The organism is Streptomyces sp. NPDC050534 (genome assembly GCF_044457745.1).
Lineage (GTDB): Bacteria > Actinomycetota > Actinomycetes > Streptomycetales > Streptomycetaceae > Streptomyces.
In genome coordinates this window covers 1-26,542 of the sequence record NZ_JBITHF010000024.1, presented here as the reverse complement: position 1 = coordinate 26,542, position 26,542 = coordinate 1, and the positions used below count along the sequence as shown (strand labels likewise).

21 protein-coding genes are annotated in these 26,542 nt (G+C 71.8%); 9 read left to right on the top strand and 12 right to left on the bottom strand.

All coding sequences use genetic code 11. The features are described from left to right. Positions 1–16: 16 nt before the first annotated feature. Complete coding sequence (locus tag ACIBN2_RS44795; protein ID WP_399143546.1) at positions 17–1,843, top strand: RICIN domain-containing protein; 1,827 nt, start codon at positions 17–19, stop codon at positions 1,841–1,843. 9 nt (positions 1,844–1,852) lie between these two features. On the opposite strand, the gene ACIBN2_RS44790 is transcribed toward ACIBN2_RS44795, so the two are convergent. The 3 genes from ACIBN2_RS44790 to ACIBN2_RS44780 form a co-directional block, all read right to left on the bottom strand. Continuing rightward, positions 1,853–3,106 (bottom strand): SLC13 family permease, encoded by a 1,254-nt coding sequence (locus ACIBN2_RS44790; protein WP_399143590.1) that lies wholly within the window; start codon positions 3,104–3,106, stop codon positions 1,853–1,855. Positions 3,107–3,214: 108 nt separating this feature from the next. After that, positions 3,215–3,925 carry a DUF4232 domain-containing protein gene (locus ACIBN2_RS44785; protein ID WP_399143545.1) on the bottom strand — a complete coding sequence of 237 codons (711 nt, stop codon included), beginning with the start codon at positions 3,923–3,925 and terminating at the stop codon, positions 3,215–3,217. Between the two features lie 126 nt (positions 3,926–4,051). Beyond that, entirely contained in the window at positions 4,052–5,422 is a 1,371-nt protein-coding gene (locus ACIBN2_RS44780; protein ID WP_399143544.1) for a serine/threonine-protein kinase, read from the bottom strand. Positions 5,423–5,441: 19 nt separating this feature from the next. On the opposite strand from ACIBN2_RS44780, the gene ACIBN2_RS44775 reads away from it, so the two are divergent. After that, positions 5,442–6,011, top strand: a complete 570-nt coding sequence (locus ACIBN2_RS44775; RefSeq protein ID WP_399143543.1) for an RNA polymerase sigma factor — start codon at positions 5,442–5,444, stop codon at positions 6,009–6,011. A 22-nt stretch (positions 6,012–6,033) separates the two neighbouring features. On the opposite strand, the gene ACIBN2_RS44770 is transcribed toward ACIBN2_RS44775, so the two are convergent. Then, complete coding sequence (locus ACIBN2_RS44770; RefSeq protein WP_399143542.1) at positions 6,034–8,421, bottom strand: SpoIIE family protein phosphatase; 2,388 nt, start codon at positions 8,419–8,421, stop codon at positions 6,034–6,036. 254 nt (positions 8,422–8,675) lie between these two features. Here ACIBN2_RS44770 and ACIBN2_RS44765 point away from each other — a divergent pair, with 254 nt between their 5' ends. Continuing rightward, positions 8,676–11,771, top strand: a complete 3,096-nt coding sequence (locus tag ACIBN2_RS44765) for a glycoside hydrolase family 2 TIM barrel-domain containing protein (RefSeq protein WP_399143541.1) — start codon at positions 8,676–8,678, stop codon at positions 11,769–11,771. A 151-nt stretch (positions 11,772–11,922) separates the two neighbouring features. Beyond that, on the top strand, positions 11,923–14,166 hold the full coding sequence (locus tag ACIBN2_RS44760; protein WP_399143540.1) for a glycoside hydrolase family 9 protein: 2,244 nt from the start codon (positions 11,923–11,925) through the stop codon (positions 14,164–14,166). Here the strand turns inward: ACIBN2_RS44760 and ACIBN2_RS44755 are convergent. Both ACIBN2_RS44755 and sigJ read right to left on the bottom strand, forming a co-directional pair. Further along, positions 14,157–15,632, bottom strand: coding sequence for a cytochrome bc complex cytochrome b subunit (locus tag ACIBN2_RS44755; RefSeq protein ID WP_399143539.1), 1,476 nt, complete (start codon positions 15,630–15,632; stop codon positions 14,157–14,159). The two genes, ACIBN2_RS44760 and ACIBN2_RS44755, sit on opposite strands and share 10 nt — an antisense overlap. Beyond that, positions 15,629–16,534, bottom strand: coding sequence for an RNA polymerase sigma factor SigJ (gene sigJ / locus ACIBN2_RS44750; RefSeq protein WP_399143538.1), 906 nt, complete (start codon positions 16,532–16,534; stop codon positions 15,629–15,631). The genes ACIBN2_RS44755 and sigJ overlap by 4 nt, the downstream gene beginning before the upstream one ends. Before the next feature lie 175 nt (positions 16,535–16,709). Here sigJ and ACIBN2_RS44745 point away from each other — a divergent pair, with 175 nt between their 5' ends. Beyond that, positions 16,710–17,339 carry a hemerythrin domain-containing protein gene (locus tag ACIBN2_RS44745; RefSeq protein ID WP_399143537.1) on the top strand — a complete coding sequence of 210 codons (630 nt, stop codon included), beginning with the start codon at positions 16,710–16,712 and terminating at the stop codon, positions 17,337–17,339. A gap of 27 nt (positions 17,340–17,366) precedes the next feature. On the opposite strand, the gene ACIBN2_RS44740 is transcribed toward ACIBN2_RS44745, so the two are convergent. Both ACIBN2_RS44740 and ACIBN2_RS44735 read right to left on the bottom strand, forming a co-directional pair. Next, positions 17,367–18,089 carry a 2OG-Fe(II) oxygenase gene (locus tag ACIBN2_RS44740; RefSeq protein ID WP_399143536.1) on the bottom strand — a complete coding sequence of 241 codons (723 nt, stop codon included), beginning with the start codon at positions 18,087–18,089 and terminating at the stop codon, positions 17,367–17,369. Between the two features lie 28 nt (positions 18,090–18,117). Then, the gene (locus ACIBN2_RS44735) at positions 18,118–18,618 is read right to left on the bottom strand and encodes a methylated-DNA--[protein]-cysteine S-methyltransferase (RefSeq protein WP_399143535.1); all 501 of its coding nucleotides are present in this window, start codon (positions 18,616–18,618) and stop codon (positions 18,118–18,120) included. A 146-nt stretch (positions 18,619–18,764) separates the two neighbouring features. Here ACIBN2_RS44735 and ACIBN2_RS44730 point away from each other — a divergent pair, with 146 nt between their 5' ends. The 3 genes from ACIBN2_RS44730 to ACIBN2_RS44720 all read left to right on the top strand — a co-directional run bounded on the left by ACIBN2_RS44730 (position 18,765) and on the right by ACIBN2_RS44720 (position 21,446). After that, positions 18,765–19,010, top strand: a complete 246-nt coding sequence (locus ACIBN2_RS44730; protein WP_399143534.1) for a hypothetical protein — start codon at positions 18,765–18,767, stop codon at positions 19,008–19,010. Between the two features lie 3 nt (positions 19,011–19,013). Next, positions 19,014–19,391 (top strand): toxin Doc, encoded by a 378-nt coding sequence (locus ACIBN2_RS44725; protein ID WP_399143533.1) that lies wholly within the window; start codon positions 19,014–19,016, stop codon positions 19,389–19,391. Between the two features lie 447 nt (positions 19,392–19,838). Continuing rightward, a complete protein-coding gene (locus tag ACIBN2_RS44720; protein ID WP_399143532.1) occupies positions 19,839–21,446 on the top strand; it encodes an RICIN domain-containing protein in 1,608 nt (535 codons plus the stop codon). Between the two features lie 29 nt (positions 21,447–21,475). Here ACIBN2_RS44720 and ACIBN2_RS44715 read toward each other — a convergent pair whose 3' ends face one another. The 4 genes from ACIBN2_RS44715 to ACIBN2_RS44700 form a co-directional block, all read right to left on the bottom strand. Further along, on the bottom strand, positions 21,476–22,456 hold the full coding sequence (locus ACIBN2_RS44715; RefSeq protein ID WP_399143531.1) for a 2-hydroxyacid dehydrogenase: 981 nt from the start codon (positions 22,454–22,456) through the stop codon (positions 21,476–21,478). Continuing rightward, complete coding sequence (locus ACIBN2_RS44710; protein ID WP_399143589.1) at positions 22,453–23,622, bottom strand: lactate 2-monooxygenase; 1,170 nt, start codon at positions 23,620–23,622, stop codon at positions 22,453–22,455. The genes ACIBN2_RS44715 and ACIBN2_RS44710 overlap by 4 nt, the downstream gene beginning before the upstream one ends. 79 nt (positions 23,623–23,701) lie before the next feature. Further along, positions 23,702–24,391, bottom strand: a complete 690-nt coding sequence (locus ACIBN2_RS44705; protein ID WP_399143530.1) for an alpha/beta fold hydrolase — start codon at positions 24,389–24,391, stop codon at positions 23,702–23,704. 125 nt (positions 24,392–24,516) lie between these two features. Further along, positions 24,517–25,080, bottom strand: coding sequence for a hypothetical protein (locus tag ACIBN2_RS44700; protein WP_399143529.1), 564 nt, complete (start codon positions 25,078–25,080; stop codon positions 24,517–24,519). Between the two features lie 324 nt (positions 25,081–25,404). On the opposite strand from ACIBN2_RS44700, the gene ACIBN2_RS44695 reads away from it, so the two are divergent. Next, positions 25,405–25,839: a protease inhibitor gene (locus tag ACIBN2_RS44695; RefSeq protein ID WP_399143528.1), complete on the top strand. Its 435-nt coding sequence runs from the start codon at positions 25,405–25,407 to the stop codon at positions 25,837–25,839. Positions 25,840–26,542: the final 703 nt, after the last annotated feature.

Below are 26,542 nucleotides of genomic sequence, written 5' to 3'. Positions count from 1 at the left end.
CGAGAGGAATGCAGCCGTGAAACACACCGGCCTGTCGAATTCCCCCAGGTCCGACCGCCGGTTCGACGTGACGGACGAGCAGCTGAGCGCCGAACTCAAGAAGTGGACGGGCACGACGCCCGCACTGCAACCCGTCGGCGAACTCCTGGACCGCCACTGGGAAGCCGGATTCGCCTACGCGCGGCTGTGCACCGACGGCGCCCCTTCCGCGGGAATGCTCACAACTGCCGCATTCACCCGGCTTTTCGGTGAAACGCTGCGGCAGATCGGGCCCACCTCCGCCTGGCGGCCCCAACTCCTCGTCACCGTGCGCCGCATCGCGGCGGAATGGGACAACGACCACAGACGGGAACACCTGAATCCCGAACTGTGCGCGGGCGTCGAACGCGCCGCGGCCCTGCTGCTTCCCTCACCCGGCCGCCGCCTGCTCTCCGGCGCCTTCCAGCGGCTGCCCCAGTCGGCCCGCTGCCTGCTGTGGCACATCGAGGTCGAGGCCGAACCCCTGGACGTCCCCGCCGGGTTGCTGGGCCTGGAGGTGGAGGACGCGCGCGTCGAACTGGAGCGGGCCCGCGAACGGCTGCGCGAGGAATGCCTCCAGGTCCACCGCGAACTCGCCCCCGAGCAGGAGTGCCGCCGCTTCCTGCGGATGCTCGACGTGACCTACCGCCGCGGCGGCTCCGACATCGACCCCGACCTCGGCGCCCACCTCTCCCGCTGCCGGCACTGCCTGCACACCGCCGACCAGCTGGCCCAGTTCAACCACGGACTCGGCCTCGCGCTGGCCGAGGCGGTGCTCGGCTGGGGCGCGCGGGCCTACGTGGAGGCCCGCACCGCATGGCCCGAGGACCCCGGTCCGCTTCCCCCGGAGGTCCCCACCCCGCCGATACCGGGCGAACCCTTCGCCCCCGCGCCCCGGACGGCCCCGCCCCCCGGGAGCCGCGTCGCCTCCCGCCGCTCGGCCAACAAGGCGGCCCGGCGCCGCGCCGCCGCACGCCGCCGCAACCTCGCACTGGCCGTCGTGACGGTGAGCGGGCTGATCGTCCTGCCGCTGGTCCTGTGGTCCGTCCTCGGCTCCGGCGGCACCACCACGACCGGCGGCAAGCAGCCCTCCGAGGCGCCCGGCCAGGGCAAGAAGTCGCCGACCGCCGACCCGTCCTGGGCCGGCACCAGCACGGGCGCCCAGGGCACCCTGCGCGGCCGGCTGCGCAACCTCGGGTCCGGACTGTGCGTCGCCGTCGTCGGCAAGAAGCCGGTCCAGGGCGCCGAGACCGAACTCGCCGGCTGCTCCTCGGCGGGCGTCCAGCAGTGGTCGTACGAGACCGACGGCCGCCTGCGCAGCGTCACGGACCCCGGTCTGTGCCTCGACTCCCACCTCGGCTTCTCGGTGCGACTCGTCGCGTGCACGGGCAACTCCGAGCCGAAGGGCAAGAACGTCCGCTACGACTTCACCCTCCAGGGCACCCTGGTGCCGCGCTGGAACCAGGACCTGGCGCTCACCCCCGCCGCCACCGACGGCTCGGGCGCGCTGGTCGCGAAGAACCGTGACGGCAGCGACGCCCAGCGCTGGGCGTTCGACACCTCGAAGGCCGATCTCCAGATGCAGGTGGTCAACTGGGACGCCGACGGCGGCCACGCGCCGTCTCCCTCGGTCAAGCCCACCCCGAAGGCGTCGAGGACACGCAGCCCGACGCCGACGCCGTCCGCGGCCCCGACGACCGCGCAGCCCACGCCGACGACCTCGTACCCCGCGAACCCGTACTGCTCCTACGACCCGTACTCCTGCGGCTGGGACGGCTCCGGGGGCGGTGGACACTACGGACACGGCGGTGGCGGCCGCCGCTGACCGCGACGCTCAGCCGGCCACCTGGAGCGACAGCCACAGCGCCGCCACGGCCGGCACGAGCGCGGCCGGGGTGGCCAGCAGGCCGAGCCGGCTGAACTCCGCGAGCTGGATGTCGTGGCCGTCCCGGTGCAGGATGCGCCGCCACAGCAGCGTCGCCAGCGATCCCGCGTAGGTGAGGTTCGGGCCGATGTTCACCCCGAGCAGCACCGCCAGCACCGCGCCGGGGCCCGCCGCGGCGGTGAGCGGCAGCAGGACGAGTACCGCGGGCAGATTGTTGATCAGGTTCGCCAGCACGGCCGCCAGGGCGGCGATGCCCAGCAGCGCGAGGAACCCCGAGCCGCCGGGCAGCACATGGGTGAGCGCGCCGGCGAGCCCGTTGTCGACCACCGCCCGCACCACGATGCCGAGCGCGAGGACGAACGCCAGGAAGGCCGGCTGCGCCGCCCGCACCACCGACAGCGGACTGGCCCGCCGCCGTACGAGCGCACGACTCGCCAGTACCAGTGCGCCCGCGGCGGCCACCCAGGCCGGCTCGATGCCGACCGCCGAGGCCACCACGAACCCGGCCAGCGTGCACCCCACGGTGACCAGCGCGAACAGGGGCAGCCCGGGCGCCTCGCCGGATTCGGTGGAGCGGACGGAGAGGGACAGGTCGGTGGCGAAGAAGCGCCGGAAGACCAGGTACTCGGCACCGATCGCGACCAGCCACGGCAGCGCCATCAGCGCCGCGAACCGGGTGAAGCTCAGCCCGCTCGTCTCGAACGCCAGCAGGTTGGTGAGATTGGAGACGGGCAGCAACAGCGAGGCCGTGTTGGACAGGTGGGCGCACGCGTACAGATGCGGCCTCGCCCGCACCCCCGCCCGCGCCGCCGTGGCCAGCACCACCGGTGTCAGCAGCACCACGGTGGCGTCCAGGCTGAGCACTGCCGTGATCACCGAGGCCAGGACGAAGACCGCCGCGAGCAGCCGCTCCGGGGACCCGTCCGCCCGCCGCGCCATCCACGCCCCGCACGCCTGGAAGAGTCCCTCGACGTCGCAGAAGTGGGCCAGGACCAGCACTGCCGCCAGGAACCCGACGACGGGGCCGAGGCTCGCGGCCTCGGCCCGCGCATGGCCGAGGGAGATCGCCCCCGTGGCGATCACCAGCCCGGCGGCCGGGACCGCGAGCACGGCCTCGGGCAGGCCCTTGGGGCGCAGCACCGCCCAGGCGAGCACGGCGACGAGCAGGACGACGGACAGTGTTTCGGCGAGCGGGGTGTTCAGGGCGGGTCCTTCACGGCGGTTCTGCGCCGGGACCTTCAGGGTGGTTCAGCGCGGGGACCTTCAATGAAAACAGGTCCGGGTGAGGATTCCGCCCGGCCCCCCGGTCGTTCAGGCGCCGGTGCCGGGGCCGAACACCGTCAGACGCACCGAGGAGGCGTTGCCGGACACGGGCACCTGGCCGCCCTGCCACCTCACGGTGAGGCTGTCGCGCTCGTCCGGCGGGGTCACCAGCAGCGAGGCCGGGGTGGCCGCGTGGGCGCCGCTGACCTCGGGGTTGGAGAACGACAGTCCGGCCCAGGCGCTCCTGCCCGGCGCCAACGAGACCGTGGCCGGCGTTCCCGGGGAGCGCTGCGGGTCGGGACCCATCTGCCGGCCCGACCCGTCGACGAACGCGGCGCCCGGGTAGCCCCGCACCGTGCAGGTGCGGGAGGAGGTGTTGGTCAGGACGATCGGGAAGTTCTCCTGCCCGGCGCCGGGGTTGTTCCGCCCGACGGTCGCCTTCAGCTCGGAGGTGTGGCAGCGCCCGCCGCCGGTGGTGCCGGCCGGCGTGGACGCGCCCTTGGCCGGGGCCGTGGCCGTGGAGGTCGGCTTGGCCGTGGCCGGCGTGGTGTCCCCGGCGGCGGGGTGCGACCCGGAGGCGGACGGGCTCGCCGAGTCGGTGCCGTGGCTTCCGGTGGCGGGCGCGGCCGTACCGGAAAGGGTCTGCGGAGAGCTCGCCGAGGTGCCGTCGTTGTTGCCGCAGGCCGTCAGCAGGCCCAGCACGGCGACCGCGCTCGCGGCCAGTGCCGCCCGGTGGACCGAGGGGGACTTCATGGTCATGTTCCTCAACACTCCCAAAGATTCCACGCATACGTCCTGGCATGTGCGTACGGCGCTCTGTGCCCCGTCATACATCTCGGATGCGCTGCAGGCCGGAAAAGTTCTCACCCGGGCGTGTGGTTTCGGTCAGCTTCCGATGCGTACGGAGCCGAGGACACGGCCGGTCGCCGAGGCCCGGCCACTCTGGCGGATCTGCACGTACACCCGAGTCTGCGCGCTGCCGTGCGCCGGGGCGAGCGCGGCCTCCGTCACCGAGCCGCCGCCCGGGCAGCCGGACCAGGTGCGCACCCGGCCCCGCCAGGGGGCGCTGTCGTAGGCCCGGCCGCCGTCGTAGTGGCAGGCGGGATGGGTGAGGGTGTCCACGGCGGCGGTGAGGTCGCCGTGCTCGCTCAGCCCCACGAAGACGCCGTTGACCTCGGCCCCCAGGTCCTGCCACTTGGTCAGGCGGTCCGCGACGGCGAGCCCCGGCTCGTGCCCCGAGGGCAGGCCGAGCGCCTTCGGGTCCCACCCGGAGTCGCGCAGCTGGCGGCCCCAGCCGCCGGGCACCTCGGCGACGACCCGGCCGGTGGTGTCCGCGACCCGCAGGTCCGGCGCCGGGGACTGCCGGTTCACCAGCGAGGCCGTCACGCCGATGGCGGCGACGGCGGCCACGGCGCCGGTCAGAGCGGCAGCAATACGGCGCCTGCGGGGCCGGTGGCCGGAGGCGACGAGCCGCTCCAGCTCCTGGGCGAGAGCCTCGGCGCCGGGCCAGCGCCGCCTGCGGTCCGGTGCCAGCGCCCGCATCAGCGCCCGCCGGACCGCGGGTGCCAGATCCGGGCGCACCCGGTCGGGCCGCACCACCTTGCCGGGCGCACCCGGAACGGTGCCGGTGACCAGGTGGTAGCCGACCGCGCCCAGGCTGTAGACATCGGCGCGGGCGTCGATGCCCGCGCCCGGCTCGGCCTGCTCGGGCGGCCGGTACCCCGCCGAGCCGGCGGCCTGGGTCAGACCCGAGGCCTGCGCCAGGCTCTTGGCCAGCCCGAGGTCGGCGAGCAGCACCCGCGACACGCCGGCGGGGTCGCCGGGAGACGCGCAGAGCAGCACATTGCTCGGCTTGATGTCGCGGTGCACGATCCCCGCCGCGTGCAGCGCGGCCGCGCCGCGGGCGGCCAGCGCGGTCAGGCGCAGCGCCTCGGACACGGGCAGCGGGCCGTCGGCCACCAGGTCGGCGAGGGTGCCGCCGTCGGCGTACTCCATCACGAAGTAGGGCCTGCCGTCGGGCAGTTCACCGATGTCGTAGACCTGCACTATCCGGTCCGAATTGGCCCGGCGCAGCATCCGCGCCTCGGCCAGGAACCGCTCACGGACGTCGAGCCGGTGCGACCAGTTGTCGGCGAGGACCTTGACCGCCACCGGGGCCTCGAGCTCGTCGTCGTGCGCGAGCCACACCGTGCCGAACGCGCCCGCGCCGAGGCGCCGTTCGAGGCGGTAGCGCCCGATGCGCTCGACGGAATGCATACGACTATCATGCCTGGCCGTGGATCGTTTCCGAGGAGAGCCCCTGGTCGCGCCGACCGAGGACCTGGCCCGTGGCGCCGCCGGGGGCGACGCGACGGCCCTGGACGAGCTGCTCCAGGCGATCAGCCCCGAGGTCCTGCGGCGCTGCGCCCGCTTCCTGCCCTGTCGTGAGGACGCCGAGGAGGCCGCGCAGGACGTCCTGCTCCAGGTCGCCCGGAAGATCACCACCTTCCAGGGGCGCAGCCGCTTCAGCACCTGGCTCTACACGGTCGTCGCCAACTGCTGCCGCCAGAAGTACCGCGAACTCAAGCGGCGCGCGGCCGAGCAGCCGGTGGCGATCGACACCGAGCGGCACGTCGACCCGCGCACGACGAGCGTCATCGCAGGTTCCCGGCTCGACCTGCTGGATGCGCTGGACCGGCTGGAGCGCGAGCATCCCCAGCTCGTCGAGCCGCTGGTGTACCGCGACATCTGCCAGCTCGACTACGCCGAGGCGGCCGAGCGCGCCGGCATCCCGCTCGGGACGTTCAAGTCACGGCTGCACGAGGCGCGCAAGCAGGTCAGGCCCTGGCTGACCGAAGCGTCCTGACGCCCCGGCAGACCGGCGCGCGTCAGCCCTCGTCCAGCAGAGCGATCTCCGACCAGATCGTCTTGCCCTCCGCCGTGTGCCGGCTGCCCCAGCGCTGGGTGAGCTGGGCGACCAGCAGCAGACCGCGCCCGCCCTCGTCCCAGGTCTTGGCGCGGCGCAGATGGGGAGCCGTGTGGCTGGTGTCCGACACCTCGCAGATCAGGGTGGCCGTGTCGTGGATCAGGCGCAGCCGGATGGGGTGGGCGCCGTACCGGATCGCGTTGGTGACCAGCTCGCTGACCACCAGCTCGGCCGTGAACGATGCCTCCTGCAGCCCCCATCGCTCCAGCTGCTCGACGACCTGCTTGCGGATGGGCGCGACGAGCGCCGGGTCGGCGGGGATGTGCCAGGTGGAGACCTGCGAGGAGGGCAGCCCCCGGGTGCGGGCGAGCAGCAGGGCCACGTCGTCGGGGGCGCCGCCGGTCGGCAGCAGCCGGTGCAGGACGCGGTCGCAGGTCTCGTCCAGCGAGTCCGAGGACGTCGACAGGGCCTCGCACAGCAGCCGGTGACCGGCGTCCACGTCCCGCTCGCGGGACTCGATCAGCCCGTCCGTGTAGAACGCCAGCACGCTGCCCTCGCGCAGCTCGAACTCGGCGGACTCGAAGGGCAGCCCGCCCAGGCCGAGCGGCGGTCCTACCGGCAGGTCGACCTGCCGCGGCGCACCCCCCGGCGGGATCACGACCGGCGTCGGATGCCCGGCCCGGGCCAGCGTGCAGCGCCGCGAGACCGGGTCGTAGACGGCGTAGAGGCAGGTGGCGCCGACCTCGCCGGGGCTGCCCTCGTGCCCGGCCTCCGCGGACAGCCGGACGACCAGGTCGTCGAGGTGGGTCAGGAGCTCGTCGGGGGCGAGGTCGATGTCGGCGAGGGTGCGCACGGCGGTGCGCAGCCGGCCCATGGTCGCCGAGGCCTGGACGCCGTGACCGACGACGTCCCCGACGACCATGGCGACCCGCATGCCGGACAGCGGGATCACGTCGAACCAGTCGCCGCCCACCCCCGCGCGCGCCGCCGGCAGATAGCGGGAGGCGGCGTCCACCGCGGCCGTGGCCGGCAGCGAGCGGGGCAGCAGGCTGCGCTGCAGCGCGAGGGCCGTCTCCCGCTCCCGGGAGTAGCGGCGGGCGTTGTCGATGCAGACGGCGGCGCGCGCCGTCACCTCCTCGGCCAGCAGCACGTCGTCGGGCGTGAACCCGTCCTGGCGCCGGAACCGGCACAGGACCGCCACCCCGAGCGTCAGACCACGGGCCTGGATCGGCACGGACATCGTCGAGTGGATGCCGTACTCCTTGATCCGCTCCAGGCGCCGGGGGTCCCAGGTGAGCCACTGCGCGAGGTCGTCGGCCTCGGTCGTCGCCACGATGGAGTGGCCCGCCAGCAGCGGATCGGCCTGCGGGGAGGGCGTCGGGTAGAGGTCCACGTGCCCGATCTCGACCACCGCCTCGGGCGTGCCGGGATTGATGGAGAGGTGCGCGGTGCGGCGCAGGGCGACCGGCGCGGTGGGCCGTCCGGCGAACGCCTCGCCCCCGGGGTCCTGCGGGTCCAGCAGATCGACGCTGACGAAGTCGGCGAGGGCGGGCACGCAGAGTTCCGCCAGCTCCTCGGCGGTCCGGGTGACGTCGAGGGTGGTGCCGATGCGGACGCTCGCCTCGTTGACGAGCTGAAGCCGCTCGCGGGCCCGGTACTGCTCGGAGAAGTCGTGGGCGGCCAGGCACACGCCCCGGACCTTGCCGACAGCGTCGGTGATCGGGGACATGCGGGCCAGCCAGGCGTTCATCCGCCCGTTGATGCCGATCGGCACATACGTCTGCACGTCGTGGCCCTGCCCGGTGGCGAGGACGCGGCGCAGATGGCGCTCGATCTCGGCGCTCTGCGGCCTGCCGCTCACCTCGGGCAGCCGCAGCCCCCGTACGTGCTCCTCCGGCAGCCCCAGCACCTCGGCCATGACGTCGTTCATCCGGCGCAGCCGGAGCCGGTCGTCGCAGATCGCGACGGCGCAGGGCGACTGGAGCAGTCCCGCCTGCTCCAGCGGGTCGTCGGCCGGGTGCCGCAGATCGCCGTCGAGGGGACTGACCACCAGCCACTCGGCGGGTCCGCCGCCGTCGGGCTCGGTGCGGTGGGCCAGCAGCCAGACGGAGACGGAGCCGCCGTCCTGGTGGCGCAGGGTGACGAGGCCGTGCCAGCGCAGCGCCTCGGGGTCGAAGACCGCGCCCGTGGCCTCGCCGACCAGGAACTCGGCGGCGGGCCGTCCCACGGCGTCGGCAGCCGTCCAGCCCAGCAGACGCTCCGCGCCGGCGTTCCACCCGACGAGTGTGCCCCCCTCGTCGACGACCGCGCGCGCCGTCCCGGCATCGTCGAACGGGTTGACCGGACTCATCGTCGCCACTCCATCGCGCACACTCACAGTGAACAAGCACGTCACTTGAGTTCCAGCGTAGTCCGTCGGCGTGTTCGCGGGACGGTAACCCCAGGGCATCCGGGGGGCCGGTAGAAAGCGCATACCGGGATGTTGTGGCCCACGGGACAGGAGTACCGCGCCGCACCCTTGACGGCCGCGTGTGACCCGGCGAAAGAATCTGTTTGTTCACGATCAATTGTGAGTACTTCTGGGCCCTGATGAGAGGGAGCTCCATGACAGTGACGCGAAGATCGGTCCTGATCGCCTCCACCGCCGCGCCGGCGGCGGGAGCACTGGTCGGCAGTCCGGTGGCACGGGCCGCCGAGGCCGCCGCGGGCGGATCCGGCCGCCGCACCGTCGCCCTGCGCGACGGCTGGCGCTTCGCGCTGGTCAATTCCGACGGGATCACCGACCCCACCGGCGCCTACGCCCAGGCAGCCGACCCCGGCTACGACGACTCGGCCTGGCGCGAGGTCGCGGTGCCCCATGACTGGAGCATCGAGCAGACGCCCTCCACCGAGCACGGCACGACCAGCGGCACCGGCTTCCTGCCCGGCGGCCTCGGCTGGTACCGCCTCGCCTTCACCCTGCCGCCGTCCTTCGCCGGCAAGCGGATCTCGGTGGAGTTCGACGGCGTCTACATGGATTCCTACGTCTACTGCAACGGCACCCAGGCCGGCCGGCACCCCTACGGCTACACCGGGTTCGCCTTCGACGTCACCGGCCTGCTGCACACCGACGGCCGCACCGAGAACGTCATCGCGGTCAAGGTGCAGAACCAACTGCCCAGCAGCCGCTGGTACTCGGGCAGCGGCATCTACCGCGAGGCGCGCCTCGTCGTCACCGAGCCGGTGCACGTCGAACGCTGGGGCACCTACGTCACCACACCGGACGTCAGCGCGGAGCGGGCCGTCGTCCGCGTGCGGACCTCCGTGGTCGACGAGTCCGGCGCGGCGAGCCAGGTCGAGATCCGCTCGACGGTCAAGGACCCCGGCGGGCGGACGGTGGCCCGTGCCGCGAGCACGGTGGGTGTCACGGACAAGACGGCCGAGACCCACGAACTCACCGTCGCCAAGCCCAAGTTGTGGGACTTCGACGCACCGCACCGCTACACGGTGGAGACCGAACTGCGCGTGGGCGGCAAGACCGTCGACACCTACCGCACCGTCTTCGGCATCCGCACCTACCGCTTCGACCCGGACGAGGGCTTCCACCTCAACGGCGCCCACAGCAAGATCAAGGGCGTCGACCTGCACCACGACCAGGGCGCGCTCGGCGCGGCGATCAGCATCGACGCCGTACGCCGGCAGATGACCATCATGAAGTCGATGGGCGTGAACGCCTTCCGCACCTCGCACAACCCGCCCTCGCCGCAGATGATCCAGGTCTGCGAGGAGCTGGGCATCGTGATGATGGTGGAGGCGTTCGACTGCTGGCGGACCGGCAAGACGAAGTACGACTACGGCCGCTTCTTCGACGAGTGGTGCGAGAAGGACGCCACCGAAATGGTGCTCGCGGCCCGCAACTCGCCCGCCGTGGTGCTGTGGTCCATCGGCAACGAGATCCCCGACTCCACTTCCACCGCGGGCCTCGCGATGGCCGACCGCATCATCAGCGCGATCAGGGCCGCCGACGACACCCGGCCCCTGGTCATCGGCTCGGACAAGTACCGCTCCGTACCCGCCAAGGGCTCCGCGGCCGACCTGATGCTCGCCAAGCTCGACGGGCTCGGCCTGAACTACAACACGGCCAAGTCCGTGGACTCCCTGCACGCGGCCTACCCGCACCTGTTCCTCTTCGAGTCGGAGTCCTCCTCCGAGACCTCGACGCGTTCGACGTACCAGGAGCCCGAGCACCTCAACACCGGGGAGAACCAGACCCCGGGCCGGCGGGCGACCTCCTCGTTCGACAACAACCTCGCCTCCTGGACCATGAGCGGGGAGTACGGGCACAAGAAGGACCGGGACCGGAAGTGGTTCGCGGGCCAGTTCCTGTGGTCGGGCATCGACTACATCGGGGAGCCGACGCCGTACAACGTCTTCCCCGTGAAGGCGTCCTTCTTCGGCGCCGTCGACACCGCGGGCTTCCCCAAGGACATGTACCACCTGTTCCGGAGCCAGTGGACCGGCGAGCCCATGGTCCATCTGCTGCCGATGAGCTGGAACCACGAGACGGGCGACACGGTCGAGGTGTGGGCGTACTCCAACGTCGACACCGTCGAGCTGTTCCTCAACGGCAGGTCCCTCGGCACGCGCGGCTTCGACACCAAGAAGACCACGGACGGCCGCACGTATCTGGAGACCACGGAGGCGACCGGAGACGACAAAACCTTCACCACCGGCCCCTACCCCGGCAGTTACACCAGCCCGAACGGCAGCGCGGGCAAGCTCCACCTGATCTGGAAAGTGCCGTTCGAGCCGGGCGAGTTGAAGGCGGTGGCCCGCCGCGGCGGCAAGGCGGTCGCCACGGACGTGCTGCGCACGGCCGGTGAGCCGCATGCCGTACGCCTCACCGCCGACCGCAACTCCGTTGCCGCGGACGGGCGTTCGCTGGTCTTCGTGACCGCGGACGTGGTCGACGCGCACGGCGTGGTGGTACCCGACGCCGAGCACCTGATCACGTTCGACGTGAAGGGCGGCTCGCTCGCGGGCCTCGACAACGGCAGGGAGGAGAGCGCCGAGCGCTACCAGGCCACCACCCGCACCGCCTTCCACGGCAAGGCGCTCGCGATCGTGCGCTCCGGCACGAAGGCCGGCGGCCTGAAGGTGACCGCCCGCGCGGACGGGCTGCGGACCGGCACCGCGACCGTGCACACCACGGAGGCCCGTTCGCCCGCGACCACCCCGGCGGCCGTGTTCAAGCCGGACCACCCGGCCGCACAGAACTACCCGCTCGCTGACTCCAGTTACTCCGGGCGCCCGGACACGCTGCCCGCGGCGATGCTCGACGGCGACGCGGCCACCGGCTGGTCCAACGCCTTCGCCAAATCGGCCACGGCCCTGCTCCCCGCGTTCAACGGCGCCCGCAAGGAGGACTGGGTCTCGGTGGACTACGGGCGGGCCCGCGGCTTCGACCGGGTGGAGGTCTCCTTCACCGTGGACGCGACGCACAGCCTGCCCTCGGCCGTCGAGGCCGCCGTGTGGGACGGCCGCCGGTACGTGCCCGTCACCGGAGCGGCCGTCGACTGGGCCGCCGCCTCGGACGCGCCGACGGTCGTCACCTTCGACGCGGCGCGGGGCTCCCGGCTCCGCCTCACGCTGACCAGCGCTCACCCGGGCGAGGTCGCCGGGGCGGTGCGCATCAGCAAGCTGGCGGCGCCCGGCGGCTGACCGGCCTTCGCGGTCCGGACGGGAAAACCAGTCCCGTCCGGACCGTTGACGGGTGTCATGGCGCCAACAAGCATGTGCTGCGTCCGCTTCTGGGAGCGCTCCCATCGCAATCGGCGAGCGTCACCCGTCCCTCCGCCCGAGGAGCCCAGGCGTGAAACGACGCAGAACCACGCTGCTGACCATCGTCGCCCTGCTGGGAGCGGCGCTCACCGCGCTGCCTGCCGGTCCGGCCGCGGCGGACGAGGTCGAGCAGCTGAAGAACGGTACCTTCGACACCACCACCGCCCCCTGGTGGACGACCGCCAACGTCACCGCAGGTCTCTCCGACGGCCGGCTCTGTGCCGACGTCCCGGGCGGCACCGCCAACCGCTGGGACGCAGCCGTCGGCCAGAACGACGTCACCCTGGTCAAGGGTGAGTCGTACCGGTTCAGCTTCAAGGCGTCCGGTTCGCCCGAGGGCCATGTGGTGCGGGCCGTCGTGGGGCTCCAAGTGGCGCCGTACGACACCTACTTCGAGGTGAGCCCGCAGCTCAGTGCGTCCGGCGACACCTACTCGTACACGTTCACCTCGCCCGTCGACACCACCCAGGGCCAGGTCGCCCTCCAGGCCGGTGGCAGCGCGGACGGCTGGCGGATGTGCATGGACGACGTGTCGCTGCTGGGCGGCGTGCCGCCCGAGGTGTACACGCCGGACACCGGGCCGCGGGTGCGCGTCAACCAGGTCGCCTACCTGCCCTCGGGACCGAAGAACGCCACGCTGGTCACCGACGCCACCGCGAAGCTGCCCTGGCAGCTGAAGAACGCCGGGGGCGCCACGGTCGCGCACGGCTGGACCGTTCCGCGCGGGGTCGACGTGTCCTCGGGACAGAACGTCCACTCGATCGACTTCGGCGCCTACCGCCAGGTGGGCAAGGGCTTCACGCTGGTCGCCGACGGCGAGACGAGCAGGCCCTTCGACATCGGCACGAGCGCGTACGAGCGGCTGCGGCTCGACTCGGTGAAGTACTACTACACGCAGCGCAGCGGCATCGCGATACGGGACGACCTGCGGCCGGGATACGGCCGGGCGGCCGGGCATGTCGACGTCGCGCCGAACCAGGGTGACTCCAACGTCCCCTGCCAGCCCGGGGTGTGCGACTACACGCTGGACGTCACCGGTGGCTGGTACGACGCGGGCGACCACGGCAAGTACGTCGTCAACGGCGGCATCGCCACCTGGGAGCTGCTGAGCACGTACGAACGTGAACGCCTGGCCCGCACGGGCGAGTCGGGGAAGCTGCGGGACGGCACGCTCGCCGTTCCGGAGAGCGGCAACAAGGTGCCCGACATCCTCGACGAGGCCCGCTGGGAGCTGGAGTTCCTGCTCAAGATGCAGGTGCCCGACGGGCAGCCGCTGGCCGGCATGGCCCACCACAAGATCCACGACGCGCAGTGGACCGGTCTGCCCCTGCTGCCGAGCGACGACCCGCAGAAGCGCGAACTGCACCCGCCGTCCACCCAGGCGACCCTCAACCTGGCGGCGACGGCGGCCCAGGCGGCCCGCCTGTACCGGCCCTACGACCGCGCCTTCGCGGCCAAGGCCCTGACCGCCGCCCGCAAGGCATGGTCGGCGGCGCTCGCCCATCCCGCGATGTACGCCTCTCCCGCTGACGGCACCGGAGGCGGCACCTACGACGACACCAATGCCACGGACGAGTTCTACTGGGCGGCCGCGGAGCTGTATCTCACCACCGGGGAGAAGCAGTTCGCGGACTACGTCGCCCACTCACCCGTGAACACCGCCGACATCTTCGGCCCGCTCGGTTTCGACTGGGGCAGGACGGCGGCCGCCGGACGCCTGGACCTCGCGACCGTACCGAGCAAGCTGCCCGGACGGGACAAGGTGCGCCGGTCGGTCGTCGAGGGCGCCGACCGCTACCTGGCGACCCTGAGGTCACAGCCCTACGGCATGCCGTACGCCCCCGACAACAACGTCTACGACTGGGGCTCCAGCCACCAGGTCCTCAACAACGCGGTCGTCCTGGCGACGGCGTACGACATCACCGGTTCCCCGAAGTACCGTGACGGCGCGGTCCAGAGCATGGACTACATCCTCGGCCGCAACGCGCTCAACATCTCCTACGTCACCGGCTACGGCGAGGTCAACTCGCACAACGAGCACAGCCGTTGGTACGCCCACGAGCTCGACCCGAACCTCCCGAACCCGCCGAGCGGAACGCTCGCGGGCGGGCCGAACTCGTCCATCCAGGACCCCTACGCACAGAGCAAACTCCAGGGCTGCGTCGGCCAGTTCTGCTACATCGACGACATCCAGTCCTGGTCGACCAACGAGACCGCGATCAACTGGAACGCGGCCCTGGCCCGGATGGCGTCCTTCGTGGCGGATCAGGGCTGAGGCTCGCGCTCCACGAGTTCACCCTGGTCGCGCCGGTGCGCTGTCAGGGTGTGCAGCTCGGCCTGATCGAGCGGCTGGTGCACCTCGACGTACTCCCCGTGCGGCAGCCGCTTGATCACTCCGGTCTCCCGGCCGTGCAACACCAGTTCCCGGTCGCGGAGTTGGAGGCCCAGGCAGATACGGCGGGTGGCGGCGAAGACGAGCGCCGGCACGGCGAACACCGCGACGCGGACCAGCCAGGTGACCGTGTTGATCGACAGGTGCAGCCGGGTCGCCACGATGTCGTTGCCGCCGCCCGCCAGCAGGATCAGATAGACGCTGATCCAGGCCGCGCCGATCGCGGTGCGGACGGGGCGGTTGCGCGGGCGGTCCAGGATGTGGTGTTCGCGCCGGTCGCGGGTCACCCGGGCCTCCAGGAACGGGTAGACCCCGATGAAGACGAGGAGCAGCGGGAAGACCACGACCGGGATCAGTACGCCGAGCACCAGGGTGTGGCCCCAGAGCGTGACCTCCCAGCCCGGCATGACCCGCACCAGCCCCTCCGCGAAGCCCAGGTACCAGTCGGGCTGCGCGCCGGTGGAGACCTGGTCGGGGCGGAAGGGGCCGTAGACCCAGACCGGGTTGATCGACGCCACCGAGGCGACGATCGAGAGGGTGCCGAAGACCAGGAAGAAGAAGCCGCCGGCCTTCGCCAGGTACACGGGGTAGAACGGGGCGCCGATCACGTTGCGCCGGGTCCGTCCCGGGCCCGCGAACTGGGTGTGCTTGTGGTAGACGACCAGCAGGACGTGCGTGACGACGAGCGCCGCCATGATGCCCGGGATCAGCAGGATGTGCAGCGAGTAGAAGCGGGCCACGATGTCGTGGCCGGGGAACTGCCCGCCGAACAGGAACATCGACAGGTACGTTCCGGCGATCGGGACCGACAGCAGGGCGCCGTTGACGAAGCGCAGGCCCGTCCCGGACAGCAGGTCGTCGGGGAGCGAGTAGCCGAAGAGGCCCTCGAACAGGCCCAGGAACAGCAGCGTCCAGCCGAACAGCCAGTTGATCTCACGGGGCTTGCGGAAGGAGCCCGTGAAGAAGTGCCGCATCATGTGCGTGACCATCGCGGCGACGAAGACCAGCGCCGCCCAGTGGTGCAGCTGCCGCACCAGCAGCCCGCCGCGCACGTCGAAGCTGATGTCGAGCGTGGAGGCGTACGCCTCGGACATCCGCACGCCGTTGAGCGGGACGTAACTGCCGTGGTACGTCACCTCGTTCATCGACGGGTGGAAGAAGAGGGTGAGGTAGACGCCGGTGAGGATCAGCACCACGAAGCTGTAGAGGCATATCTCGCCCAGCAGGAACGACCAGTGGTCGGGGAAGACCTTGCGCAGGTACTTCCTGCCGAGCGAATGGATGCCGAGGCGGCCGTCGAGCCAGTCCGCGACCCGCTCGCCCCTGCTGGGCGTCCCGGTGGCGGTCACTCCTCCTCCTTGTGCACGTGCGTGAGCTTCTCGGGGTTGGTGACGATGTAGATCCCGCTGACCTGGTCGCCCTCGGGCGTGAGGTCCATGACCATGACGGCGTACGGCGAGTCGCCGTCGAACAGCACGGCGGCGTCGTCGCCGTTGACGCGGCGGTAGCGCAGGTCGAGTTCGCTGTGCCGGGCGCCGTCCCTGGTCGCGTAACCAGTGATCAGCCGGACCGCCTTGTCACGGCCGTGCACCGGGCGCAGCCCCGCCGGCTTGCGGTTGCCGCCGCCGTCCGTCCACACCGTGACGTCCGGCGCCAGGATCTCCATCAGCTCCGCGATGTCCCCGCCCAGCGCGGCCCGCACGAACCGCTCGGTGGCCTCCCGCCGCACCCGCGGATGCGCCCGGTAGCGCGGCCGGCGGGCGTGCACGTGGTCGCGCGCACGGTGCGCGAGCTGGCGTACGGCCGCGGGGGTGCGGTCGATGATGTCCGCGATCTCGGTGTGGGCGTACCCGAACACCTCGTTCAGGACGAACACCGCGCGTTCGAGGGGTGTCAGGGACTCCAGGACCACCAGCATCGCCAAGGACACGGACTCGCTGCGCAGGGCCGGATCGCCGGCGTCCGCGTCGTCGGCGACCAGCGGTTCGGGCAGCCACGGGCCGACGTAGGTCTCGCGTCGCCGGGCCACCGAGGTGCGGCGCTGCAGGGCGTGGTTGACGGCGATCCGGACCAGGTACGCGCGCGGGTTGGCGATCCCCGCGGTGCCCCGGCCCGTCCACGACAGCCAGGTCTCCTGCAGCACGTCCTCGGTGTCGGCGACGCTGCCCAGCATGTTGTAGACGAGACCGAACAGCAGCTCGCGATGGTCCATGAAGACGTCGGTCGCCTCGTCGACAGAGCTATCGGACATACGTGTGCCTCCCCAGTGACGCGCTCACTACTTCGAGGCCGGTGAGGGGGCGGATTGTGACATCGGAGGGCCGATATGTGACGTACGTCTCAGCGAATCTCGCTCGCGTCACAGTCGCCCGACCCCCCGCCCTCTTGAACGGGAGTGACAGACCCGAACGGGAAGAAGCCATTCGATGACCGACAGCAAACAGAAGACGATCGACTTCACACCGATGTACGCCTCCCACGACGCGTTCCGGCGCGACCTGGAGCGGCTGGCGGCCGCCGTCGCCGCGGGGCGGGCCGCCACGCCCGCGGTCCGCGCCGGCTGGGAGAACTTCAAGCACCAGCTGCACATCCACCACACCGCCGAGGACAGCGAGCTGTGGCCGCGGCTGCGGGAGCGCCTCGCAGGACGCCCCCGTGATCTCGCCCTGCTCGACGAGATGGAGGCCGAACACTCCCGCATCGACCCGCTGCTCGCGGCGGTCGACAGCGCACTGGCCGACGGTGCCGCCGAACTGCCCGATCTCGTACGGGCGTTGGGGGCCACCCTGGACGACCACCTCGAACACGAGGAGGACAGCGCCCTGCCGCTGATGCAGGACGCCCTGACGCCCGCCGACTGGGCCGGCTTCACCGGCCGCATGCGCGAGACGCAGGGCCTGCGCGGCGCCGCGCTGTTCGTGCCGTGGATCGTCGACGGGGTCCCGGCGGCGGACCGCACCGCCTTCCTGGGCGCCCTGCCGCCGCCCGTCCGCGTGCTCAACCGCCTCTTCTGGCAGTCGAGTTACCGGCGCCGGGGGCTGTGGGTGGAGGTGTAGGGCGCCGGTCCGGCAGGGCCAGGGGTCCTAGGCCGCGTCGTGGAAGACGATGCCCAGGGAGTGCCGGCGGCCGGAGCGGACGGTGCTCACGCCGTGCCGCATCGCTGCGGCCGACCAGCCGCGCCGGGTGCGCACCGGCCGGTCCCGGGTGGTGAAGACCAGCCCGCGGCCCTGCTGGAGCGCCGTCGCCGTGCCCCGGGACTGGGCCCGGGGCCGCTGCTCGACCATCAGGAACTCTCCACCGGTGTGCTCGACGCCGTACTCGTCGAGACCGACGACCACCTGGAGCGGGAAGAGCATGTCGCCGAAGACGTCACGGTGCAGGGCGTTCCAGTCGCCCTCGCCGTAGCGCAACAGGATCTGCGCCGAGCGGTCCTGCCCGGCCGCGTGGCACGCCTCCAGCCACTCCTCCAGGGAGTCCGGCCAGGGCGCCGGGCGGCCCAGGCGGGCCGCCCAGTCCCGCGCGACCGGCAGCAGGCGCGGGTAGAGGGCGGCGCGCAGCGCGGACACCGCGGGCGGCAGATCGTGGGTGAAGTAGCGGTACTCGCCGGAGCCGAAGCGGTGCCGCGCCATGTCGACCGTGGTCCGGAACAGCTCCGGCTTCTCGTACAGCGCGGCCAGGTCACGGCACTCGGCGGGCGTCAGCAGCGGCCCCGTCGGCGCGCTGCCGTGGACGTCCAGCTCGGCGGCCAGCGCCGCCCAGTCGGTGTCCGCGGCACGCCGGCGCGCCTGAGCCTGGGTGAGCGTCATGAGGTCTCCTCCCGTCACGCGAGTCCCGTCACGCGAGCGTCTGCTGCAGCGCGCCCTCGTGCGTCAGCAGCCGCACCTTCTGCTCGACGCCGCCCGCGTACCCGCGCATCGAGCCGTCGGCGCCGATCACGCGGTGGCAGGGGCGGACGATCAGCAGCGGATTGGCGCCGATCGCGGCTCCCACGGCCCGGATCTCGGCCCGCGGCACGTCCAGCCGCGCGGCGAGCTCGCCGTAGGTCGTGGTGGTGCCGTACGGAATCTCGTCGAGTGCCCGCCACACCCGCTGCTGGAACTCCGTGCCCGCGGGCACGATGTCCAGGTCGAAGCGGTGGAGCCGGCCTTCGAAGTAGGCGGTGAGCTGCCGGCGTGCCTCGCCGAACGCCTCGTCGTCGCGCCGCCAGTCGGAGCGGACGAAGGGCGCGGTGCGCTGCCCCGGCAGGGAGAGCGAGGACAGTGCGTGCCCGTCGCCCACCAGCAGCAGTTCACCCACCGGGCTGTCGGTCGTCGTGTACGTCGTGTGTGCCGTCATGGCCTTCAGTCTGCTGCGCCGCACGACGTGGAACCGGCGGATATCGGACATGGTCCTCGGTTGCCGCCGTCGCCGCCGGGTACCGGGATAGAGGGCTTTGACCAGCGGGTATTTACGAGTAAGTACCTCGGCGGTACCGTGAAGGCATGCCAGCCCTGAATGTCGAGTTCAGCGATCGTGAACTTGAGGACCTGCGGCAGATCGCCAAGGAACGCGGTACGTCGATGAAAGCACTCGTACGCGAGGCCGCCGCCGCGGACATAGCCCGCCACCGCGCCCTGCAGGAAGGCGCGGAGGCGTTCCGCCGCTTCTTCGCCGCCCACGCCGACGAGTTCGCGGCCGCCTTCCCGGACGACGAACCGGCCCACACCGGTGAGGGGCGGGTCGCCTGACCGATGACATCCGTCATCCATATCGACGTGCCCTGGCTGCTGCAGCGCCATGAAGAGGTGCTGCCGGACCAGCCGACCGTCAACGACTTCTCCGCGCTGGTCGCCGCCGTCGCCCGCCACCGTGTCGACCCGCCGCGCCTCGGCGTGGACTCCGACGCCGCCTGGCGCGCCGCCGCGCTGCTGCACACCCTCGCCCTGCTGCGGCCCCTGCCGTCGGCCAACGCCCGCTTCGCCTGCGCGACCGCCGTGGCCTACATGTTCGTCAGCGGCGTCGGCATCGACCCGCCCTACGGCGCCCTGGTCGACCTGGCCCGCGATCTGATGTCCGCCAAGACCGACGTCTACGGCGCGGCCGACCGGCTGCGCTCCTGGCAGATCTGAGGGCCGCCGACCGAGCCGGTGCAACCCGCCGCCCCCGGGGCCGCCGGCCGAGGGCGGGAGGAACAAGGCCGGCGGCCCGTGTTGCGCAGGAGAGCCGCCGTCCTGCGCAGGGCCTCCGAGAAGGGCCGCTACACAGTCCACTACGGGGTGGCGCACGCCGGGAGCGTGCGCAGTGCTCCGGCGCGTGCGCCTGATTCACACGGGGCGCATGGAATGACGAAAGCTCATGCGGCCGGAGTGAGTTGCCGCCGTATCTGACTATCTTTCAAAGATGCGGATGTTGCCCGAGTGCCTTGTTGGTCATGAGCGTCCTGTGCCAGGGTGAACTACCCGTGCGGGGGGTGTAATGACCGGGTGTCGATCGCCCTATCGGAAACCGGGTCGAATGGACACTCCCGAATTCACGCCCTCCTGTGTGTCCCCTGCGCGTGGGAAGGAATCCCCTCAGTGCCCACCCCCCACCCACCTCGCCCCCCTTACCCGCCGCCCGGCGGGGTTCCCGGAGAATCCGACGAGAACCTCGCCACCCGGCTGAGGGGGCGTCCCGACGGCGAGGTCGCCCAAACCGTCGCGCTGCTCATGGCTCGGCACTGGCAGCCCGCCCGCGACTACGCGGCCATCTGCCTCGCCTCTACGGCCGAGGTCGCCTCCATGGTGACGTCGGCTGCCTTCCACCAGGTCCTCGACCGGCTGGCGCTGGGAGAACCCGCGCTCGCGGTGCGTCCCCGGCTGCTCGTGGCCGTGCGGGAGACGGTTCGCGTGTGGTCCGCGGAGGACCGAATATCCGGTGTTCTGCCGGAGTTGCAGAAACCCGCCGGTGGCCGCGGTATGCGGTCGGCGAAGTCCATGACGCCCGAAAATCGCAAGCTGGCCGAGCGTTCATTCCTCGGTCTTCCCGGACTCCTCAGGTGTTTGCTCTGGCATGTCGAGGTCGAGGCCGAGCCGATTGCGGTTCCGGCCGCCCTGCTCGGTATGGACACCGAGACCGCGTCGGCCGCGCTCGAACAGGCGCGTGATAAATTCCGCGAAGGCTGTGTACAGGCCCATCGGGAACTCGCGCCGAGCAAGGATTGCCGGTTCTACAACCGCCTCCTCGACGTTCCCATTCGCCGCGGCGGAGCCCTGCTGCCGGACGTCCAGCAGCACTTGACGCAGTGCCGCTACTGCCGTTTCGCCGCCGAACAACTGAGCCATTTCGAGGGCGGGTTGGGCGTGCTCCTCGCCGAGGCCGTGCTCGGCTGGGGCTCCCGCCGCTATCTCGACTCCCGTCCCGGCCGTACCGGGCAGGCGACGCGCACGCGCGGCACCTCGCGGCACGGCGGCGGGCGCTCGCGCGTCCTGCCCCGTATCCCCCTTGCCGTCCGCCGGCCTCCGGGCATGCCGGGGAACTCGCGGGCGCTGCTCACCGGAGTGGGCGTCGTCTCGGCGGGGTTGCTCGTGACGGTGTTCATGACCGGCCTGTTCTCGTCCGACGACGGCGTCGACCCGGCCGCCTCCAACAGCGCGGGAGGAGGCTCGGCGCCGGGTGTGACCGCCCACTCGTCGCCGGGTACCGCCCAACTCCCCGCGATACCGGGGCAGTCCAGGCTGCGCAACGCCGGCGCCGGCCTCTGCCTCGACATCAAGGGCACCGTGCAGGCGGGGGCCGCGGCCGAACTGGCGACGTGCGCGGACGTCCCCACCCAGCTGTGGTCGTACGACGGCGACGGGCTCCTCCAGAGCGCGGCCGACGCCACGCTGTGCCTGGACTCGCACGTGGACGCGGGCGTGGTCGTCCTCGGCAAGTGTGCCGCCGAGAAGGGCGGACGGGGCAACGACGTGCGCTACGACCTCACCGTGCAGGGGGAGTTGCTGCCCCGCTGGGACGAGCAGCTCGCCCTCGCCTCCACCGCCGCCGAACCGGGCGCGGACATCGTCGTCAAGGTCCGTGACCACTCCCCGGCACAGCGCTGGCTGGCCGACACCGCGACGTCGGCCAGTCCGGGCTCACTGTCGATCACGGGCACCCGCACGCCGGCGGTGCGGCCCGCCGAGCTGGCGGAGCGGATCTCGTGACCGGGTTCGGAACGCCACGGTGAGCGCGCTCAGTTCACGACGTCCTTCGGCTCCCCGCCCGCCAGGTACCCGGTCACGTTCTGCACGGCGGCCAGTGCGATGCGGATCAGCGTCTCGCGGGTCACGCCGCCGACGTGCGGGGAGAGCACCACGTTCGGGGCCCTGAGCAGGCGCAGGGCCGGGGTGGGCGGCTCGGGGTCGAAGACGTCGATGCCCGCCCCGGCCAGGGCGCCCTTCTCCAGCGCGTCCGCGAGGGCGTCCTGGTCGATGAGGGCGCCCCGCGCCGTGTTGACGACGAACGCCGTCGGCTTGAGGAGCGCGAGCCGTTCGGCGTCGAGCAGGTTCCGCGTCTCGCCGGTGAGCGGCGCGTGCAGCGAGACGTAGTCGGCCGTGCGCAGCAGCTCGTCGAGCGGAACATGACGGGCCCCGCCCAGCCGGGCCTCCGTCTCCTCGGGCAGCCTGCGGCGGCCGGCGTAGACGACGTTCATGTCGAACGCGACCGCGCGGCGGGCGACTTCCTGCCCGATGTTGCCGAGCCCGACGATGCCCAGTGTCTTGCCGCACAGCTCGGTCAGGGAGCGCTGGAGCCGGGGGAGTGCCCAGTCGGCCTCGACCAGTGCGGTGTGCGCCGGGATCAGCTGCTTGGCCAGCGCGAGCATCAGGGCGAAGGTCTGCTCGGCCACGTTCTGCGACTCGGCGCCGCTGGAGCCGATGTTGGCCACCTTCACTCCGCGGCCGCGGGCGGCCTCCACGTCGACGTAGTCGAAGCCGTGGCTCGCGCACTGAACCAGTGCCAAGTCCGGTGCGGCGGCGAGGTGTTCGGCGCTCACGGGGGCGAGTGCGGTGATGATCACGTGCGCCCTGCGCAGGGCTGCCGGGTCCTCGTCGGCCGCCTCGACGACGGTGACGTCCGCCTCGGTGGGGAAGAGGGTGGCGAGCCCGGCACCGGCGGTGCGGCCACCGACGTGCGGGGCGATGACGGCGAGCACGTTCTTCGGGTCGGTGGTCATGCGGATTCCTCGATGAGGTCGGCGGGGCCGATCGTGGTGGGGGTGGCGTGCCCGGACAGGGCGAGCGTGAGGTCCAACTCGGCGAGCAGGCAACGGATCACATGCTCGACGCCCGGCTGCCCGTCGAGCCCGAGCCCGTACACGTACGGCCGCCCGAGCAGCACCGCCCGCGCGCCGAGTGCGAGGGCCTTGAAGACGTCGTCGCCGGTGCGGACGCCGCTGTCGAACAGCACGGTGAGCCGGTCGCCGACCGCATCGGCGACCCGCGGCAGCGCGTCCGCGGCCGCGACGGAACCCGCCACCTGGCGGCCGCCGTGGTTGGAGACGACCACGCCGTCCATCCCGGCGTCGGCGGCGAGCCGGGCGTCGTCCGGGTGCAGGATGCCCTTGAGGACGATCGGGCCGTCCCAGTTCTCCCGCAGGAACGCCAAATCCGGCCAGCTCTTGCCGGGGTCGGAGAACATGCCGACGAAGTGCATCACGGCCGCGTTCGGGTCCTCGTGCACCGGCTTGGCGAGGCCCGCCTGGAAGGCCGGGTCGGAGAAGTAGTTGGCGGTGCCCACGCCGTGCAGGAAGGGGAGATAGGCCTGGTCGAGGTCGCGGGGACGCCAGGACAGCAACGGTGTGTCGAGGGTGACGACCAGCGCGGTGAACCCGGCCGCCTTCGCTCGGCCGAGGAAACTGCGGGCCACCTCGACATCCTTGGGCCAGTACAGCTGGAACCAGCGCTCGCCGTCCCCCATGGCCTCCGCGACCTGCTCCATGGGCGTGCTGGACGCCGAGGACAGGATGTACGGCACCCCCTGCGCGGCGGCGGCCCGGGCGGCGGCCGGCTCGGCGTCCGGGTGCATGATCGACAGCACGCCGACGGGCGCCAGCGCCAGCGGGGCGGGCAGGGCGCGGCCCAGCACCTCCACCGACAGGTCCCGCTCGTGCACGTCCCGCAGCATCCGCGGCACGATCCGGCGCCGCTCGAGCGCGGCCCGGTTCGCGCGTGCCGTGCTGCCGTCGCCCGCACTGCCCGCGACATAGCCGACGGGTCCGGGGCCGAGCCGCTGCTCGGTCAGCTCCTCCAGCCGGGTCAGATCAGTCGGCAGCCGCGGGACGGCGCCCGTCATCCCGTTGAGATAGATCTCGTACTGGAAGTCCGCCCAGTGCTTGGCCATGAGGTGGTCCCGCCTCTCGTCGCTGAGAACGCGCTGCACGCTGACCATACCGGCGGGTAGGCAGGGTGGGGACTCGGGGTCAGACGGCCGATTCGTGCAGGATGCGGGCCAGTTCGCGGGGCCGCGAGAACATCGGCCAGTGACCGGTGTCCAGCTCGACCAGCCGCCACCGCTCGCTCTTGAGGAGCTCGGCCACGTCGTCGCCCGGCTCGGGCCCGTCCAGCAGGCACTTGACGTAGGTCGTCGGCAGTTCGGCGGGGGAGCGGGTCAGGGCCGCCGGCTCGGTGAGCGAGGCGCCCGGGTGGGCGGTCGCGCCGCACACGATCCGGGCGACCTGCTCGTCAGTGAGACCCTGCCCCTGAAGGTCTTCCGCCGAGAAGGGCCGCCAGAAGCCGCCGTTCTCCGCGATCGCCGCCCGTACCCCGTCGCTGTCCCAGCCCCACAGGAACGACTTGCCGTCCGCGGGGACGCTCGCGTCGACGTACACCACCCGCTTCAGCCGGTCGCCGATCCGCTCCGCCGCCTGCCCCACGGGTATCCCGGAGTAGCTGTGCCCGACCAGCACGACGTCCCGCAGGTCGAGGCGCTCCACCTCGTCGACGATGTCCTGCACATGTGTCTGCAGCCCGGCCGGTGTGCCTCGCCTCTCGGCCAGGCCGGACAGTGTCAGCGCATGCGCGCCGTGCCCGGCCGACCGCAGCTCGGGCACCACGTCCTCCCAGGCCCACGCCCCCAGCTTGGCACCCGCCACCAGAACGAATTCAGTCATGGCAGCAAGGTAACCGAATGCACTGACGACGCCTCAGGCCCGTAGGCCGCCCGCGGTTCGGGGAACGGCCGCAGCAGCGCCAGGGGTTCATCCATCTTCCGCGCCGGAACTGTACGAATGGTCCCTCACTCGTCGTCCGTCGGAGCCTTCGGTGCGGCGTCCTCCGGTTCGGTGTCCGGGCCCTGGGCCCGCACCCGCTGGACGTGTTCGAGGGAGTCCCGCAGTTCGGTGAGCCAGTCGTCGGTGTGCCGTTGAACCAGGCGTACGCACCAGGCGAGGGCGTCGCTGCGGCTGCGGGCGACGCCGCCGGCTATCAGGGTGTCGAGCACCTGGCGCTCGGGCTGGCGCAGCCGGGTCATCACGGGCGCGGCGACGTGGGTGAACAGGGCGCGCTCGCCGCCGCACTCCACACCCCAGGAGACCTTCCGCCGGAAGCGGTGCTCGGCCTCGCGCGCCACCTCGACGCGCGCGTCCCTGGTGCGCTCCCGGAACTCCTGGATCCGCCCCTGCACCGCTGCCTCCCGCTCGGCGTCCGAGGCGCCCTCGGCGAGCCGGGGTTCGGGGATGCGGCCGATCACGGTGATCTCCTCGCGGTCGACCGTGAGCTCGGCCGGCTCCTCGAAGAGGTCCTCGGGCATCCGGCCGGCGAACCAGCCGCGCAGTTTCTCTTGTTGCTCTGTCGTAATCATGTAATGACCATTACTCGCACGATCCATGAACACAAGGGGGCGGGAAGAAGTCAGCCGACAGCTCAACCGGAATGTTTCAGGCCTATTAATCACGCGCCGGAAATCGGCCAGTTGGCTGCATCGGGCGATCAAGGGCCGCTCAGTTTCGGGGTTTACGCGTTCGAATTCCGTAACTTCGCGCCACTGATTGAATACAGAAGGTTACCGAAACGCGTGGGGTCGAGGTGTTTTTCGGCGGCGGACCAGACAGACTCGCGCTCGCCGGTCCGGCACCCATCCGGAATCGTCCGGCACACCCTCGAATCCAGCGGAAGGATGCACACAATGCGGAACACCGCGCGCTGGGCAGCGACCCTCGCTCTCACGGCCACCGCCGTCTGCGGACCCCTCACCGGCGCCGCCCTCGCCAACCCGTCCCCCGTCCCCGCCTCGCTCTACGCCCCCTCGGCCCTGGTGCTCACCGTGGGCCACGGTGACAGCGCCGCCACCGCGACGCCGCTGCGCGCCGTCACCCTGTCGTGCGCCCCGACGGCCTCCGGCACCCATCCGGCGCCGGCCCAGGCCTGTGCCGAACTGCGCGGCGTCGGAGGAGACGTCACCGCCCTGACGGCGAGAGACGACGTGCTGTGCACCAAGCAGTACGACCCGGTCGTGGTGACCGTGGACGGCGTCTGGCAGGGCAAACGGGTCTCCTACGAGCAGACCTTCGCCAACTCGTGCGTGAAGAACTCCTATCTCAGCAGCGTCTTCACGTTCTGATGGACCGGGGTCGCAGAGTGCCGGCGCGCATCTGAAGTGACCGCAACTGGGGAGTGCGAGTCCCTTGACGCGGGGTACCCGGCGATCTCGTACCAGGGGTCGGCAGGGCGGAGTGGGGCCGCCCGCCGACTTCCTGGCTCATGTCCGCCCCTCCCCGGGGAGTGCGGGGAGGGGCGGAAGCCTTTTCAGGGGGCCCGCACCGCGCAGCAGCCGGCGGGCCGCCTCCATGCGCTGGAACTACCGGTCAACTCGCATGTCTCAGCACGACTTCACCCGCTCCGTCGGCCTGCGCATGACCGACCTGGCCCCCCGAAGTCGGCCGGGCCTCGACGGACGGGGAGTCAATGACTGCCACAACCGTGTGCGGTGGCTTGATGGAGTACTTCCGTCAACTCACCGGAGAATCCGTTGCCGGCCTGCACGCTGTGTGCTCAGCCGCGTACGGATGAACGTGCGCGTGTAGTGCGGCGTGTCGTGGCTGGGGCGACGGGGGCCGGCGGTCAACGCTTTGGCTGTGCGGTCGCTGTCCGGAGGAGCGGCTACAGGAGGTTGAGGCGCATGCTGGTTCTGGGTCGCTCGCAGGTCGAGGATCTGCTCGACACGGACTTGCTGATCGATGCCCTGGCCCCGGCGATGGCAGACCTCAGTGCGGGCCGCGCCTCGGTACCCGACCGCGTCGCCGCCCTGGTGCCCGAGCACGATG

Bases quoted from the DNA above. Each gene is read 5' to 3' on its own strand.
- ACIBN2_RS44695 (WP_399143528.1), top strand. From the start codon at position 25,405: ATGCGGAACACCGCGCGCTGGGCAGCGACCCTCGCTCTCACGGCCACC.
- ACIBN2_RS44780 (WP_399143544.1), bottom strand. From the start codon at position 5,422: ATGCATTCCGTCGAGCGCATCGGGCGCTACCGCCTCGAACGGCGCCTC.
- ACIBN2_RS44730 (WP_399143534.1), top strand. From the start codon at position 18,765: ATGCCAGCCCTGAATGTCGAGTTCAGCGATCGTGAACTTGAGGACCTG.
- ACIBN2_RS44735 (WP_399143535.1), bottom strand. From the start codon at position 18,618: ATGACGGCACACACGACGTACACGACGACCGACAGCCCGGTGGGTGAA.
- sigJ (WP_399143538.1), bottom strand. From the start codon at position 16,534: ATGTCCGATAGCTCTGTCGACGAGGCGACCGACGTCTTCATGGACCAT.
- ACIBN2_RS44785 (WP_399143545.1), bottom strand. From the start codon at position 3,925: ATGACCATGAAGTCCCCCTCGGTCCACCGGGCGGCACTGGCCGCGAGC.
- ACIBN2_RS44770 (WP_399143542.1), bottom strand. From the start codon at position 8,421: ATGAGTCCGGTCAACCCGTTCGACGATGCCGGGACGGCGCGCGCGGTC.
- ACIBN2_RS44745 (WP_399143537.1), top strand. From the start codon at position 16,710: ATGACCGACAGCAAACAGAAGACGATCGACTTCACACCGATGTACGCC.
- ACIBN2_RS44710 (WP_399143589.1), bottom strand. From the start codon at position 23,622: ATGGCCAAGCACTGGGCGGACTTCCAGTACGAGATCTATCTCAACGGG.
- ACIBN2_RS44700 (WP_399143529.1), bottom strand. From the start codon at position 25,080: ATGATTACGACAGAGCAACAAGAGAAACTGCGCGGCTGGTTCGCCGGC.
- ACIBN2_RS44705 (WP_399143530.1), bottom strand. From the start codon at position 24,391: ATGACTGAATTCGTTCTGGTGGCGGGTGCCAAGCTGGGGGCGTGGGCC.
- ACIBN2_RS44765 (WP_399143541.1), top strand. From the start codon at position 8,676: ATGACAGTGACGCGAAGATCGGTCCTGATCGCCTCCACCGCCGCGCCG.
- ACIBN2_RS44715 (WP_399143531.1), bottom strand. From the start codon at position 22,456: ATGACCACCGACCCGAAGAACGTGCTCGCCGTCATCGCCCCGCACGTC.
- ACIBN2_RS44725 (WP_399143533.1), top strand. From the start codon at position 19,014: ATGACATCCGTCATCCATATCGACGTGCCCTGGCTGCTGCAGCGCCAT.
- ACIBN2_RS44740 (WP_399143536.1), bottom strand. From the start codon at position 18,089: ATGACGCTCACCCAGGCTCAGGCGCGCCGGCGTGCCGCGGACACCGAC.